Source organism: Kocuria sp. CPCC 205231 (assembly GCF_040980965.1).
In the GTDB taxonomy this organism is placed as follows: domain Bacteria; phylum Actinomycetota; class Actinomycetes; order Actinomycetales; family Micrococcaceae; genus Kocuria; species Kocuria rosea.
The window spans coordinates 51130-63804 of the sequence record NZ_JAVKPP010000012.1 but is presented as its reverse complement, the minus strand read 5'-3'; the positions used below and the strand labels follow the sequence as shown (position 1 = coordinate 63804).

Below are 12675 nucleotides of genomic sequence, written 5' to 3'. Positions count from 1 at the left end.
TCCGAAATGGGGTCGGTGGTGGATGGACCGGGGCGCCGCGGGGAAGCGGGCGGCGCTCCGGCCTCAGGCCGAGAGGAGGACGGCCAGGGAGGTGATCTTGTCCGGGCGGTAGCCGGACCAGTGCTCGGTCGCCGTCTCGACGACCGGGACCTGCTGGTAGCCGAGGGCCAGGACGTGGGCCAGGGCGGCCTCGTCCTCGGTGACGTCGACGACGTTGTACTCGATGCCCTTCTTGGTCAGGGCCCGGTAGGTGGCATTGCACTGGACGCAGGCCGGCTTGCTGTACACGGTCACGGACATCGCTGTTTCCCCTTGGTCGATCGGGTGGTTTGTGGGGGAGATCCGGGACTTCCGCAGGGTCTGCGGCGGTGAAGGGGTCTCTCCGGGTGGCTGATTTCAATACTACATCTAGTGCCAGGAAGGGGAAGCGACCCCTAGATGCAGTGGTGAGGGTTGTCCACAGCTCCTCTCTCGCTATCCCCAGAACCACCGCCGGCCATCCACAGGGGGTCTCCGCGGGGGGTCGCGGAATCCCGCCGCCGGGGTCCCGTTGTGCACAGGCTGTGCGCACCGCGGGACCCCCGGCCGGTGGACAGGATTAATTTTCGGACACGGCGTGTCGGGTCCGGCGGCGGGGCCGGCGCAGCCCGACCGCCGCGGCCGCGAGGCGGGCCCGCAGGCCCCGGTAGGGCGGGTAGACGACCCGCAGCGTGTCGGGGGCGAGCGGCTTGTCCAGGACCGCGCGCGCGTGGGAGAACGTGGTGAACGAGAACTTCCCGTGGTACGCGCCGGTGCCGCTCTCCCCCACGCCGCCGAACGGCAGCTCGGGGCTGGTCAGGTGCAGCAGCGGGGCGTTGAAGGACAGTCCGCCGGAGGACGTGCGCCGACGGAACAGCTCCTTCACCGAGCGCTCCTCGGAGAACACGTAGAGGGCCAGCGGCTTGTCCCCGGCGGTGATCAGCTCGACGGCGTGCTCCGCGGAGGCGACCGGGACCAGGGGCAGGACGGGACCGAAGAGCTCCTCGGCCATGAGCGGGCCGTCCGGGGCGGAGCGCACCACCGTGGGCGCGAGGTAGCGCTCCCCCGGCTCGGCGGTCCCGCCGCAGACGACGTCGTGGGCGGGGACCTGCTCCAGGAGCCCCACCAGCCGGTCGAGGTGGCGCCCGGTGACGATCCGCCCGTAGGAGTCGCTGCGGGCCGGGTCCTCGCCGTAGTGCTCCTCCACGGCCCGCAGGAGCTCCGGCTCGAGAGCGGCGAGCGTCTCCGGGGTGCCGAGCACGTGGTCCGGGGCCACGCAGGTCTGGCCGGCGTTGAGGAACTTCCCCCACACGATCCGCCGCGCGGCGGTGCGCAGATCGGTCGAGCCGTCCACCCAGACCGGGGACTTCCCGCCCAGCTCGAGGGTCACCGGGGTCAGGTGCCGGGCCGCGGCGGCCATCACGATCCGGGCCACCGTCCCGTTGCCGGTGTAGAAGACGTGGTCGAAGCGGTGCTCGAGCAGCCGCGTGGTCTCCGGCACGCCGCCCTCGACCACGCGCACGCAGTCCCCCAGGTAGCGCTCGAGCAGCTCGGCCAGCACCCCGGAGACGGTCGCGGAGACCTCGGAGGGCTTGACGACGACGGTGTTGCCGGCGGCGAGCGCTCCCGCCAGGGGGCTCAGGACGAGCTGGACGGGATAGTTCCACGGCGCCATCACGAGCACGGTCCCGAGCGGCTGGTGCTCCACGCGGGAGCGGGCCGGGGCGAGGCTCAGCGGGACGGGGACGCGGGCCGGGGTCATCCAGCGGCCGAGCTCCTTGCGGATGCCGGCGATCTCCTCGAGGGTGAAGCCGAGCTCGGTCAGCCACGCCTCCGCCGGGGGCTTGCCGAGGTCGGTGGCCAGCGCCTCCTCGAGCACCGTCCGGTTCTCCCGCACGAGGTCCTCGAGCCGGTGCAGCCGGTCCAGCCGGGTCGCGAGGTCGACGTCGGGCACGAAGGCCGCCCGGGCACCGGCGACGGCGGCGTCCACGGCCGGGAAGTCCGCCGAAGTGTCCGCCGGGACGTCTGCCGAGTCGTCTGCCGGTGCGGGGGCGGGGAGGGTGCTGCGGGTGCTGGTCATGGGTCCAGGGTAGGGCCCGGCTCGGACGCCGCAGCCCGCCGGTCAGAGCAGGCCGTGCTCCGCGAGCTGCCGCGAGATCGAGGCGCCGTCGTTGCCCTCGATCCACAGCGTGCCCTCGGGGATGGTGACCCGCCGCTCCTCGTTGACCAGCGGGGTGCCGGCCAGCACGGCCTCCGCCGGGGACAGGTTGCGGATCACGATGGCGGCCACGTGCTCGGGATAGCGGTGCACGAAGCCGCTGTAGATCTCGGGGTCGTGCTGGCCGTCGTCGCCGATGAGGATCCAGCGCACGTGGGGGAAGTTGCGGGCCAGCCGCTCGAGGTTCTGAACCTTGTGCGCGGCCCCGGCCCGGAACCACCGGTCCGTGGTGGGTCCCCAGTCGGTGAGCAGCAGGGCCCCGGCCGGGTAGGCGTTGCGCGTGAGGAAGCGGCGCAGGGTCGGCGCCACGTTCCACGCCCCCGTGGAGAGGTAGAGGAACGGCGCCTCGTGGTGGCGGTGCAGCAGCCGGTCCATCATGACCGCCATCCCGGGGGTGGGCGTGCGGGCGTGCTCGTTGAGCACGAACGAGTTCCAGGCGGCCAGCATGGGCCGGGGCAGGGCTGTGACCATGACGGTGTCGTCGATGTCGGAGACCACCCCGATGCGCTGCTCGTCGGCCACGACGAACACGCGGGACTCGACCGTCTCGGAGCCCTCCGTCTGCATCCACACGGTGTGCTCGCCGGGGGCCAGGGACACCTGCAGGTCGACGTCGACCACCCCGCCCTTGTCGGCCACCAGGTGGAACTCGAACTCGTCGATCCAGATGTTGACGTGGGCGAAGGCGATGGGCACGGAGGTGAACGAGCGCCAGCCGCGGATGGACTCGGCGCTCTCGTCGGTGGACTCGATCAGCCCCCGGGTCTTCAGCAGGGCCCGGCCCAGGACCCGCACGTGGTGCTCGGAGCCGTAGCCCTCGAAGGCCACCATGACCGGGATGTCCCCGCGGGCCTCGGCGCGCCGCTGCCGGAACCGGTGGAGCCGCTGCTCGAGGCGGTAGCCCACGTTGATGGCTTCCTCGGCGACCTGGTCGACGGTCTGCTTGAGCTCCGAGCTGCTGGATTTCTTGGCCATGCGCCCAGTCTTCCACAGGGCACACCGCGGACACGGCGGCGCCCGCGGGGCGGGCCGCGCCGGAGGTCCGGTGCGGCCCGCCCCGCGGGCGGTCGGGGTCCGCGGACTAGTTCTTGATGTAGCCGTTGGGGTTGAGCACGTACTTGGTGGCCGCCCCGGCGTCGAACTCGGCGTAGCCCTGCGGCGCCTCCTCCAGCGGGATGGCCTTGGCGTTGACGGCCTTGGCGATCTGGATCTTGTCGTGCAGGATCGCCATCATCAGCTGCCGGTTGTACTTCATCACCGGGCACTGCCCCGTGGTGAAGGACAGCGACTTCGCCCATCCCGTGCCGAGGCTGATCGACAGGGACCCCTTCTTCGCGGCCTCGTCCACGGCTCCGGGATCCCCGGTGACGTACAGGCCCGGAATGCCCAGCGCCCCGCCGGCGGCGGTGATGTCCATCAGGGAGTTGAGCACGGTGGCCGGGGCCTCGTGGGAGGCGTCCTTGCCGTGCCCACGGGCCTCGAAGCCGACGGCGTCCACGCCGCAGTCGACCTCCGGGACACCCAGGATCTGCTCGATCTGCTCGGCGGGCGAGCCCTTCGAGACGTCGACGGTCTCGCAGCCGAAGCTGCGGGCCTGGGCCAGCCGCTGCTCGTTCATGTCGCCCACGATCACCACCGCGGCTCCCAGCAGGTGCGCCGAGGCCGCCGCGGCCAGGCCCACCGGTCCGGCACCGGCGATGTAGACGGTCGAGCCCACGCCCACCCCGGCCGTCACCACGCCGTGGTAGCCGGTGGGCAGGATGTCGGAGAGCATGGTCAGGTCCATGATCTTCTCCAGGGCCTGGTCCCGGTCCGGGAACTTCAGCAGGTTCCAGTCCGCGTAGGGCACCAGCACGTACTCGGCCTGACCGCCGACCCAGCCGCCCATGTCCACGTAGCCGTAGGCGGAGCCCGGCCGGTCCGGGTTGACGTTGAGGCAGATGCCGGTCTTGCGCTCCTTGCAGTTGCGGCACCGGCCGCAGGAGATGTTGAACGGGACGGAGACGATGTCCCCGACCTTGATGAACTCGACGTCCGGCCCGCACTCGATGACCTCGCCCGTGATCTCGTGACCGAGGACCAGGTCCGTGGGGGCCGTGGTGCGCCCGCGCACCATGTGCTGGTCCGAGCCGCAGATGTTGGTGGCCACGGTCCGGAGGATGACCCCGTGCGGGACCTTCCGGCCGATGTTGGCCGGGTTGATCCCCGGCGCGTCCTTGAGATCGAACTCCGGGTACTCGGTGTCGATGACCTCGACCTTGCCGGGACCCTTGTAGGCGACCGCTCTGTTCCCTGCCATCATGACCTCTTCCGTGGTGGATGTCCGTCACGGGCGTCCACGGTGGGTCTCCACCGTTGACGCCCTTGTCCCCGACGGAACTCCCCACGCTGTGGCCTCGAGCTCGCTGTGACCCGGGTCACGGAGGACGGCCGCCGGTGGTGCTGACGGTAACAGGACGCGTCAACGAACGGAAGGGAAGGAAGCTGAGAAAACGCGAAAGAGCCCGCCCCGCGTGATGCGGAACGGGCTCTTTCGTCCTGGTGGAGCTGAGGGGACTCGAACCCCTGACCCTTTGCATGCCATGCAAATGCGCTACCAGCTGCGCCACAGCCCCAGGTCGTTACCTCGGAGACATTATCACAACCTTCACGGGCTCCTTTTCAGTCACCCTTTTCCGGTTGTTCCAGCGCCTCGCTGGGCAACGCATTCATAGTAGACAGCCGATCAGGCTCCAGGCAAATCGTCGGTGGCGGGGGCCGCGGCGGTCCGGCCGGAGAGCGGTCCGAGGTCCACCACGGGGCTGTCCCGCCACAGCCGCTCGAGGGCGTAGAACGCCCGGTCCTCGTCGTGCTGCACGTGGATCACGACGTCGCCGTAGTCCAGGAGCACCCAGCGGCCCTCGGAGCGGCCCTCGCGGCGGATCGGGCGCAGCTCGAGGCGCTCGACGAGCTTCTCCTCGATCTCGTCGACCACGGCGTTGACGAGCCGCTCGTTGGAGGCGGAGGCGACGAGGAAGGCGTCGGTGATGCCCAGGGCCTCGCTGACGTCGAGGGCCACGATGTCGTGGGCCTGCTTGGCGTCCGCCGCGGCGGCCGCGACCTGGAGGATGGAGAGGGAGAGATCGTTGACAGTCAAGGAGGATCCTTTCCCGGCGAACCGGAGGTCCCGTCCCGTGGGGACGGTTGGAGTGGACGAGTCGTGCAGGTACGGGTGGTGCGGGAACGGTCGGTGCGGTGGAGCCGGCGGGGTGCTCAGAGCACGAACAGCACGAGCACGACGGCGAGGGCCGCGAGCACCGCCAGCAGCAGGAACCACCAGGCGCCGTTCGTGCGGCGGCGGTACTCCCGGGGCTCCAGCAGCTCGAGCCCCTCGGCGGTGCTGGCCGGCACGGGGGCGGCCGGCGGATCGTCCTCGGCCGCGGGCCACGACGCCGCGGGCCCGGACGGAACGGCCCCCGGCGGAGCCGGTGGGTCCTCCGCGTGCCCGTGCTCCTCGTGGTCACCGGCCGCGGCGGGCGCGACCGGTGTGGAGCCGTGGTGCTCGGGATCCGTGGGCGCGACGATCTCGATGTGCGTGAGCGCCGCCAGGTCCTCCGGGGCGAGCCGGTTGCTGAACAGGGCCGGGTCGACGTGCACCGGGTCGTGGGACACGTGCTCGTCCGGCCCGTCCGGGCCGCCGCCGGGGAACACGACGGTGATCTGCTCGAGCGGCTCCTGCGGGTCCTCCGGCACCGCCGGAGGACGCGGGGCCGCAGCGGGCTGCCCCGGGCCGGGCGGTGCGGAGCCGGGCGCCGGGGCCTCCGGAGCCGCCACCGGCTCCCGGACCGCGGTGTCAGCGCCCGGGTCGGCCTGCGCGGCGCCGGCCTGGGCGGCGAGCTCCGCGAACCGGCGCTGCTTCTCGAGCAGCTCGGGGTCCGCCGGGCCGGCGCCGGCCTCCTCGAGCTCGCGGGCGCGCTCGGCCAGCTCGCGCTGCAGACGGGCCAGCCGCCGCGGCCCGAGAGGCTTGACGGGGCGGACCGGCACGCCGTCCCCCCCGAGGTCGATGATGGGCGCCGGTCCGGAGGGCGGCGGCGCCGGGGCGCGGTCGGGGTCCGGTGCGGCGCCGTCCCGCACGTCGTCCTCGCCGGCCATCAGGGTGCCTTAGCCGAGACGCCGCGGGCGCCGACGTGGTCCGTCGTCGTCCCGTCCTCGGGTCCGAGGTAGAGGCCGTACTTGTTGATGTACTGCACCACGCCGTCGGGCACGAGGTACCAGACGGGCTTGTGCTCGGCCACGCGGGCGCGGCAGTCCGTGGAGGAGATCGCCATCGCGGGCACCTCGAGCAGGTTCACGCCGCTGGAGCCCACGGGCGCGGCCAGGTCGTGGCCCGGCCGGGTGACGCCGACGAAGTGCGCGAGCTGCCAGAGCTCCTCGGCGCCCTTCCACGTCAGGATCTCCGCCATGACGTCCGCGCCCGTGATGAAGAACAGGTCCGCCTCCGGGCGCTGCCGCTTCAGGTCCCGCAGGGTGTCGACCGTGAACGTGGGGCCGTCGCGCTCGATGTCCACCCGGCTCACCGTGAACCGCGGGTTGGAGGCCGTGGCGATCACCGTCATGAGGTAGCGGTGCTCCGCGGGGCTCACCGCCCCTGCGGCCTTCTGCCAGGGGTGCCCGGTCGGGACGAACACGACCTCGTCGAGGTCGAACTCCCCCGCCACCTCGGACGCGGCCACGAGGTGGCCGTGGTGGATGGGGTCGAACGTCCCGCCCATGACGCCGAGCCGGGTGCGGCCCGGCATCCGGGGCGGGACGGCCGTGCCCGTCAGGGGCAGGTCCCGGGTCCGGGCGGCGGTGTCCTGCGGAGCGGTCGTCACGACGGTGGGGTTCGCCGGCTCAGCCGTGGCGCTTGGCCGCGTACTCGTCGAGCATGGCTCGCTCGTCCGCGGGCAGGTCGGCGGGGTCCTGGTGCTGGCCGACCTCCGGGCTGAGGCCCCGGTTCGCGAAGGAGAGCGTCACCACCATGAGGCCGATCAGCACGACGAACACGGAGGCGCCCCAGACCCACGGGGGAACTCCGGCCTCGGCGGCGGCGTGCCCGCCCTCGGCTGCTGCGAGGACGGTGGTGACGGTCTGCTGGAACATGGGGATCCCTTCTGTCGCCGACGTGGCGGCGGGTGGTCGGTGGACGGCCCTGCCGCCTCGGCCGGCTGGCCCGGACGGCTCTCATCGTACTGAATCCGCGGCGGGCCCGCCGCGTCCGGGGCTCAGGCGCGGACGTGCCCGTCGCCCTGGACGATCCACTTCGTGGTGGTCAGCTCCTCCAGGCCCATGGGTCCGCGCGCGTGCATCTTCTGGGTGGAGATGCCGATCTCGGCGCCGAGGCCCAGCTGGCCCCCGTCGGTGAACCGGGTGGAGGCGTTGACCATGACCGCGGCGGCGTCGATTTCGGCGACGAACCGCTCGGCGGAGGCGAGGTCGTTGGTCACGATCGCCTCGGTGTGCCGGGTGGACCACCGGTCGATGTGCTGGAGCGCCTCGCCCAGGGAGTCCACCACCTTCACGGCCAGGTCCATGGACAGGTACTCGGTGCCCCAGTCCTCGTCGGTGGCGCGCAGGTGGTGGCTGCCGGCCGGCAGCAGGGCCTCGGCCCGCTCGTCCACGTGCAGCGTGACGCCGGCCCGGTCGAGGGCCGCGAGCACCGCGGCCCCGTGCTCGAAGCCGCGGTGCAGCAGGAGGGTCTCCGTGGTGTTGCACGTGCTCGTGCGGTGGGTCTTGGAGTTGACGACCACGTCCACGGCCATCTTCTTCGACGCCGAGTGGTCGACGAAGAGGTGGACGTTGCCCTCGCCGGTCTCGATGACGGGGACCTTGGCGTTCTGGACGACGGACTGGATCAGACCGTGCCCGCCGCGCGGGATGAGGACGTCGACTTTACCGCGGGCCGCCATGAGCGCGTTCGCGCCCTCGCGGCCGTACTCGTCGACGCTCTGGACGCAGTCCACGGGCAGCTTCACGTCGGCCAGGGAGTCCCGGATGATGCCCACGAGGGCCCGGTTGGACTCCTCCGCGGCCGAGCCGCCGCGCAGCAGCACCGCATTGCCGGACTTCAGGGCGATCCCGGCGATGTCCACGGTCACGTTGGGGCGGGCCTCGTAGATGGCGCCGACCACGCCCATCGGCACGCGCACCTGGCGCATCCGCAGGCCGTTGGGCAGGGTGCTGCCGCGGACGAACCCGCCCACGGGGTCGGGCAGCGCGGCGAGCTCGCGCAGGCTCTCGGCCAGGCCGGTGATCCGCTCGGCGTCCAGCTTGAGCCGGTCCAGGAGGGCCGTGGAGGTCCCGTTCACGCGGCCGCGCTCGAGGTCCTTGGCGTTCGCGGCGAGCACCACGTCCTGCTTGCGCTCGATGCGGTCGGCGATGGCGAGCAGCGCCCGGTCCTTCCAGGCCCGGGTGGCGCGGCCCAGGACGCGGGCGGAGTCCCGGGCGTCGTCGGCCATCGCGGCGACGCCGGCGACGGGGTCCTCCCCGAAGGTGGCGATGACGCCGGTGTCGGTCACGACCGCCTTGCCGGTCGTGCGGGTGGCTTCGTCGGTGGTCACGGAATCGTGTGCGGCGGAAGTCATTTCTTCAGTTTAGTCCGTGCGCCGCGGGCGCGCAGGACCACGAGGTTGTCCACGTGCACGAGCTCCCGGCTGTAGTCGTCCCCGAGCTCCTCCGCCAGCACGGAGGTGGACTTGCCGAGCATCGGCGGGATCTCGTCCGAGGAGTAGTTGCTGAGCCCGTGGGCGATCTCCTTGCCCTCCTGGTCCCGCAGCGAGACGGGCTCCCCCGCCTCGAACGTCCCGGACACGCCGGTGACCCCGGCGGCCAGCAGCGAGTTGCGGTCGCGGATCGCCTCGACGGCGCCCGGGTCCAGGGTCAGGGAGCCCTTGATGTCCGCGAGGTGGGCCAGCCACAGCAGCCGGACGTTGCGCCGCCCGCCGGAGGTCGCGAACCAGGTGCCGACGTCCTCGCCGTCCAGGGCGCGGGTGATGTTCTGGGCCGAGGTGACGAGCGCGGGGATGCCCGAGGCCGCGGCGATCCGGGCCGCCTGGACCTTGGTGACCATGCCGCCGGAGCCGACGCCGGCGCGGCCGACCGACCCGATCTGCACGCCCTCGAGGTCCTTGATGGGGTCGTTCACCACCGGGATCCGCTCCCCGCCCTTGCGGGGGTCCATGGTGTAGAGGGCGTCGACGTCGGAGAGCAGCAGCAGGACGTCGGCCTTGATCAGGTGGGCAATCAGGGCGGCGATCCGGTCGTTGTCGCCGAACTTGATCTCCTGGCTGGACACGGCGTCGTTCTCGTTGACGATGGGCAGCACCCCGAAGTCCAGGAGCCGTTCGATCTGGCGGTGGGTGTTCTTGTAGTGGCTGCGCCGCATCAGGTCCTCGGCGGTGACCAGCACCTGGCCCACCGTGACGCCGTAGCGGGCGAAGGACTCGATGTAGCGGCCCATGAGCAGGCCCTGGCCCACGGCCGCGGCCGCCTGCTTGCCGGCCAGGTTCTTCGGCCGCCGGGACAGCCCCAGGGGCGCCAGACCGGCCGTGATGGCGCCCGAGGACACGAACACGAGCTCGATGCCGCGGGCCTTCGTCTCGCCGAGGGCGTCCACGATCATCCGCACGGCCTGCTCGTCGATCGAGCTCTCGATGGACGTCAGCGAGGACGAGCCGACCTTGACCACCACGCGGTGGGCGCGCGGGATGTCCTCGCGGCGCTCGATGGGGCTGCGCCGGTTCTTGCCGCGGTTCTCGCTGCTGAGCTGGACCGCGGACTTCTCCGCGACCTCCTCGAGCTGCTCGACGTCGATCTCGTTCGTCTGCTCGTTCATCCTGGGCGTCTCCCTCGTCCGGTGGGCGTCGTCGGTGTGTCGGTCAGTCGGTGTGTCGGGTCGGTCGGTGTGTCGGGTCGGTCGGTGTGTCGGGTCGGTCGTCGGGTGGTGGCCTGGGGGCTCCCGGCACGTGCGGCCGCGGTCCGCCCCGCGGGCGGGCTCAGTCGTCGGTGCCGGCCGGGGCCTCGCCGCGCCGGGCGTCGACCGACTCGGTCCACACCCCGGCGGAGCGCTCGGCCTCGAGCTCGGCGCGGGCGGCGGCCTTGGCGTCCTTGCGGTCCTGGTACTGCTGGCGCTTCTGCTCGCGGGTGGGACGGTCGATGTCCGCGAAGCGCAGGTCGGTGCCGCGGGGCCCGGCCAGCAGCTCGGCGCCGCCGACCATCGTGGGCTCCCAGTCGAAGACCACGCCGTCGTCCTCGGGGCCGATGAGCACGGCGTCGCCGGGCCGGGCGCCCTGCTTGAACAGCTCCGTCTCGACACCGAGCTTCGCGAGCCGGTCGGCGAGGTAGCCGACGGCCTCCTCGTTGTTGAAGTCGGTCTGCAGGATCCACCGGTCGGGCTTGTCGCCGCGCACGTGCCACAGCGGCTCGAGGTTGCGCTCCTCCCGGGTGATGGTGAACTCGGGTCCGCGCACCCCCTTGGGTCGCAGCACGACCCGCGGGGCCTCCGCCGGGGCGGGGCGGGTCGCCCGGGCCTCCTGCACGACCTCGCCCATGGCGAAGGTCAGCGCCCGCAGCCCCTCGTGGGAGGCGGTGGAGATCTCGAACACGCGGTAGCCGCGGGACTCGAGCTCGGGCCGCACGAACTCGGCGAGCTCCCGGGCCTCGAGGACGTCGATCTTGTTCAGCACCACGAGCCGGGGCCGGTCGTTGAGCGGCACCGCCTGGCCGCCGTCGAGGTCGCCGTCGACGGCGTAGCCGGCGAGCTCCGCCTCGATCGTCTCGAGGTCGGAGACCGGGTCGCGCCCGGGCTCGAGGGTCGCGCAGTCGAGGACGTGCACGAGCGCGGCGCAGCGCTCGACGTGGCGGAGGAACTCCAGGCCCAGGCCCTTGCCCTCGGAGGCGCCGGGGATCAGGCCCGGGACGTCCGCCACGGTGTAGCGCACGTCCCCGGCCTCCACCACGCCGAGGTTCGGGACGAGCGTGGTGAACGGGTAGTCGGCGATCTTGGGGCGGGCGGCGCTGATCGCGGCGATCAGGCTGGACTTGCCGGCGGAGGGGTAGCCGACCAGCGCGATGTCGGCGATGGACTTCAGCTCCAGGACCACGTCCCGGGCCGAGCCCGGCGTGCCGAGGAGCGCGAAGCCGGGGGCCTTGCGCTTGACCGAGGCCAGCGCGGCGTTGCCCAGCCCGCCCTGCCCGCCGGGGGCGGCCACGAACTCGGAGCCCTGGCCCACGAGGTCGGCCAGGACGTTGCCGTCCTGGTCCTTGACCACGGTGCCGTCGGGGACGGAAAGCACGAGGTCCTCGCCCTTGTGCCCGTGGCGGAGGTCGCCCTTGCCTGGTCCGCCGTTGGGGGCGGACTGGTGCGGGGCGTGGTGGTAGTTCAGCAGCGTGGTGGTCTGGCCGTCCACGCGCAGCACCACGCTGCCGCCGTCCCCCCCGTTGCCGCCGTCCGGACCGCCGAGCGGCTTGAACTTCTCGCGGCGGATGGACACGCAGCCGTGCCCGCCGGAGCCGCCGGAGACGTGCAGGACGACGCGGTCGACGAAACTGGCCACGGGGAACTCCTCTGGTTCAAGAACGGACGGGCCACGTTAAGACTGTAGAGGGCGGGCGCTGGACGCACCCACCCTCTACAGACCAAACATGGGTGGTGCGGGTCGTGACCCGCACCGGGGCCGGCAGCGCCGGCCCTGTGGACTACTCTGCGGCAGCCTGGATGTTGACGACCTTGCGGCCCCGGCGGGTGCCGAACTCGACCTGACCGGCGGCCAGGGCGAACAGGGTGTCGTCGCCACCGCGGCCGACGTTGAGGCCGGGGTGGAAGTGCGTGCCGCGCTGCCGGACGAGGATCTCGCCGGCGTTGACGGTCTGGCCGCCGAAGCGCTTCACGCCGAGGTACTGCGCGTTGGAGTCGCGACCGTTGCGAGTGGAGCTCGCGCCCTTCTTGTGTGCCATGAGGTGTGCCTACCTTCGGGTCTTTACTGGCTGGTGGAGTCTGGACGGGGACCGGGCCGGTCAGGCGTCGATGCCGGTCACCTTCACGGTGGTCAGCTCGGCACGGAAGCCCTGGCGCTTCTTGTAGCCGGTCTTGTTCTTGAACTTCTGGATGGAGATCTTGGGACCGCGGAGGTTCTCGACGATCTCGGCCGTGACCTTGACGCTCGCCAGGGTCTGGGCATCCGAGGTGATCTTGTCCCCGTCGACCAGCAGCAGGGCAGGGAGCTCGATGGTGCTGCCTGCTCCGCCGGCGACGCGGTCAAGGGTAACGAGGTCTCCGACGGAAACCTTTTCCTGGCGGCCGCCAGCGCGGACAATCGCGTACACCACTTGGGAACTCACTTCTCTCGACGTCATGTGTAAACAGTGTGGGTCGAGCGCATACCTGTCAGGACCAACGACGTTGAGACGAGCTGACGGTGACC

Annotated in this window: 13 protein-coding genes and 1 tRNA gene; all 14 read right to left on the bottom strand. The window is 71.9% G+C overall.

The window, feature by feature from the left end; genetic code table 11:
* Positions 1-63: 63 nt before the first annotated feature.
* A complete protein-coding gene (gene nrdH / locus RF640_RS13250) occupies positions 64-300 on the bottom strand; it encodes a glutaredoxin-like protein NrdH (protein ID WP_017834611.1) in 237 nt (78 codons plus the stop codon).
* A 298-nt stretch (positions 301-598) separates the two neighbouring features.
* Complete coding sequence (locus RF640_RS13245; RefSeq protein ID WP_368828130.1) at positions 599-2098, bottom strand: aldehyde dehydrogenase family protein; 1500 nt, start codon at positions 2096-2098, stop codon at positions 599-601.
* A gap of 42 nt (positions 2099-2140) precedes the next feature.
* Entirely contained in the window at positions 2141-3211 is a 1071-nt protein-coding gene (locus tag RF640_RS13240; protein ID WP_017834609.1) for an App1 family protein, read from the bottom strand.
* A 106-nt stretch (positions 3212-3317) separates the two neighbouring features.
* Positions 3318-4535 (bottom strand): formaldehyde dehydrogenase, glutathione-independent, encoded by a 1218-nt coding sequence (fdhA, locus tag RF640_RS13235; protein ID WP_031283632.1) that lies wholly within the window; start codon positions 4533-4535, stop codon positions 3318-3320.
* Positions 4536-4775: 240 nt separating this feature from the next.
* Positions 4776-4851: transfer RNA gene (locus tag RF640_RS13230), tRNA-Ala, on the bottom strand.
* A gap of 110 nt (positions 4852-4961) precedes the next feature.
* Positions 4962-5372, bottom strand: coding sequence for a ribosome silencing factor (gene rsfS / locus RF640_RS13225; RefSeq protein ID WP_017834607.1), 411 nt, complete (start codon positions 5370-5372; stop codon positions 4962-4964).
* Between the two features lie 116 nt (positions 5373-5488).
* A complete protein-coding gene (locus RF640_RS13220; RefSeq protein ID WP_031283631.1) occupies positions 5489-6367 on the bottom strand; it encodes a hypothetical protein in 879 nt (292 codons plus the stop codon).
* Entirely contained in the window at positions 6367-7014 is a 648-nt protein-coding gene (gene nadD / locus RF640_RS13215) for a nicotinate-nucleotide adenylyltransferase (RefSeq protein ID WP_336649813.1), read from the bottom strand. Before nadD ends, RF640_RS13220 begins: the two co-directional genes overlap by 1 nt.
* Before the next feature lie 94 nt (positions 7015-7108).
* Complete coding sequence (locus tag RF640_RS13210) at positions 7109-7357, bottom strand: hypothetical protein (RefSeq protein WP_017834605.1); 249 nt, start codon at positions 7355-7357, stop codon at positions 7109-7111.
* A gap of 122 nt (positions 7358-7479) precedes the next feature.
* On the bottom strand, positions 7480-8838 hold the full coding sequence (locus RF640_RS13205) for a glutamate-5-semialdehyde dehydrogenase (RefSeq protein WP_336649794.1): 1359 nt from the start codon (positions 8836-8838) through the stop codon (positions 7480-7482).
* Positions 8835-10088: a glutamate 5-kinase gene (gene proB / locus RF640_RS13200; protein ID WP_035930013.1), complete on the bottom strand. Its 1254-nt coding sequence runs from the start codon at positions 10086-10088 to the stop codon at positions 8835-8837. The genes RF640_RS13205 and proB overlap by 4 nt, the downstream gene beginning before the upstream one ends.
* A 160-nt stretch (positions 10089-10248) precedes the next feature.
* On the bottom strand, positions 10249-11808 hold the full coding sequence (obgE, locus tag RF640_RS13195; RefSeq protein WP_368828128.1) for a GTPase ObgE: 1560 nt from the start codon (positions 11806-11808) through the stop codon (positions 10249-10251).
* 142 nt (positions 11809-11950) lie between these two features.
* Entirely contained in the window at positions 11951-12208 is a 258-nt protein-coding gene (gene rpmA / locus RF640_RS13190; protein WP_017834601.1) for a 50S ribosomal protein L27, read from the bottom strand.
* A 60-nt stretch (positions 12209-12268) separates the two neighbouring features.
* Positions 12269-12580, bottom strand: a complete 312-nt coding sequence (rplU, locus tag RF640_RS13185; RefSeq protein ID WP_017834600.1) for a 50S ribosomal protein L21 — start codon at positions 12578-12580, stop codon at positions 12269-12271.
* Between the last annotated feature and the right edge of the window lie 95 nt (positions 12581-12675).

Excerpts from the sequence above, each read along its gene's own strand:
- RF640_RS13210 (WP_017834605.1), bottom strand. The coding sequence starts at position 7,357 with ATGTTCCAGCAGACCGTCACCACCGTCCTCGCAGCAGCCGAGGGCGGG.
- RF640_RS13205 (WP_336649794.1), bottom strand. The coding sequence starts at position 8,838 with ATGACTTCCGCCGCACACGATTCCGTGACCACCGACGAAGCCACCCGC.
- RF640_RS13220 (WP_031283631.1), bottom strand. The coding sequence starts at position 6,367 with ATGGCCGGCGAGGACGACGTGCGGGACGGCGCCGCACCGGACCCCGAC.
- fdhA (WP_031283632.1), bottom strand. The coding sequence starts at position 4,535 with ATGGCAGGGAACAGAGCGGTCGCCTACAAGGGTCCCGGCAAGGTCGAG.
- proB (WP_035930013.1), bottom strand. The coding sequence starts at position 10,088 with ATGAACGAGCAGACGAACGAGATCGACGTCGAGCAGCTCGAGGAGGTC.
- RF640_RS13240 (WP_017834609.1), bottom strand. The coding sequence starts at position 3,211 with ATGGCCAAGAAATCCAGCAGCTCGGAGCTCAAGCAGACCGTCGACCAG.
- nadD (WP_336649813.1), bottom strand. The coding sequence starts at position 7,014 with ATGCCGGGCCGCACCCGGCTCGGCGTCATGGGCGGGACGTTCGACCCC.
- nrdH (WP_017834611.1), bottom strand. The coding sequence starts at position 300 with ATGTCCGTGACCGTGTACAGCAAGCCGGCCTGCGTCCAGTGCAATGCC.
- rpmA (WP_017834601.1), bottom strand. The coding sequence starts at position 12,208 with ATGGCACACAAGAAGGGCGCGAGCTCCACTCGCAACGGTCGCGACTCC.
- RF640_RS13245 (WP_368828130.1), bottom strand. The coding sequence starts at position 2,098 with ATGACCAGCACCCGCAGCACCCTCCCCGCCCCCGCACCGGCAGACGAC.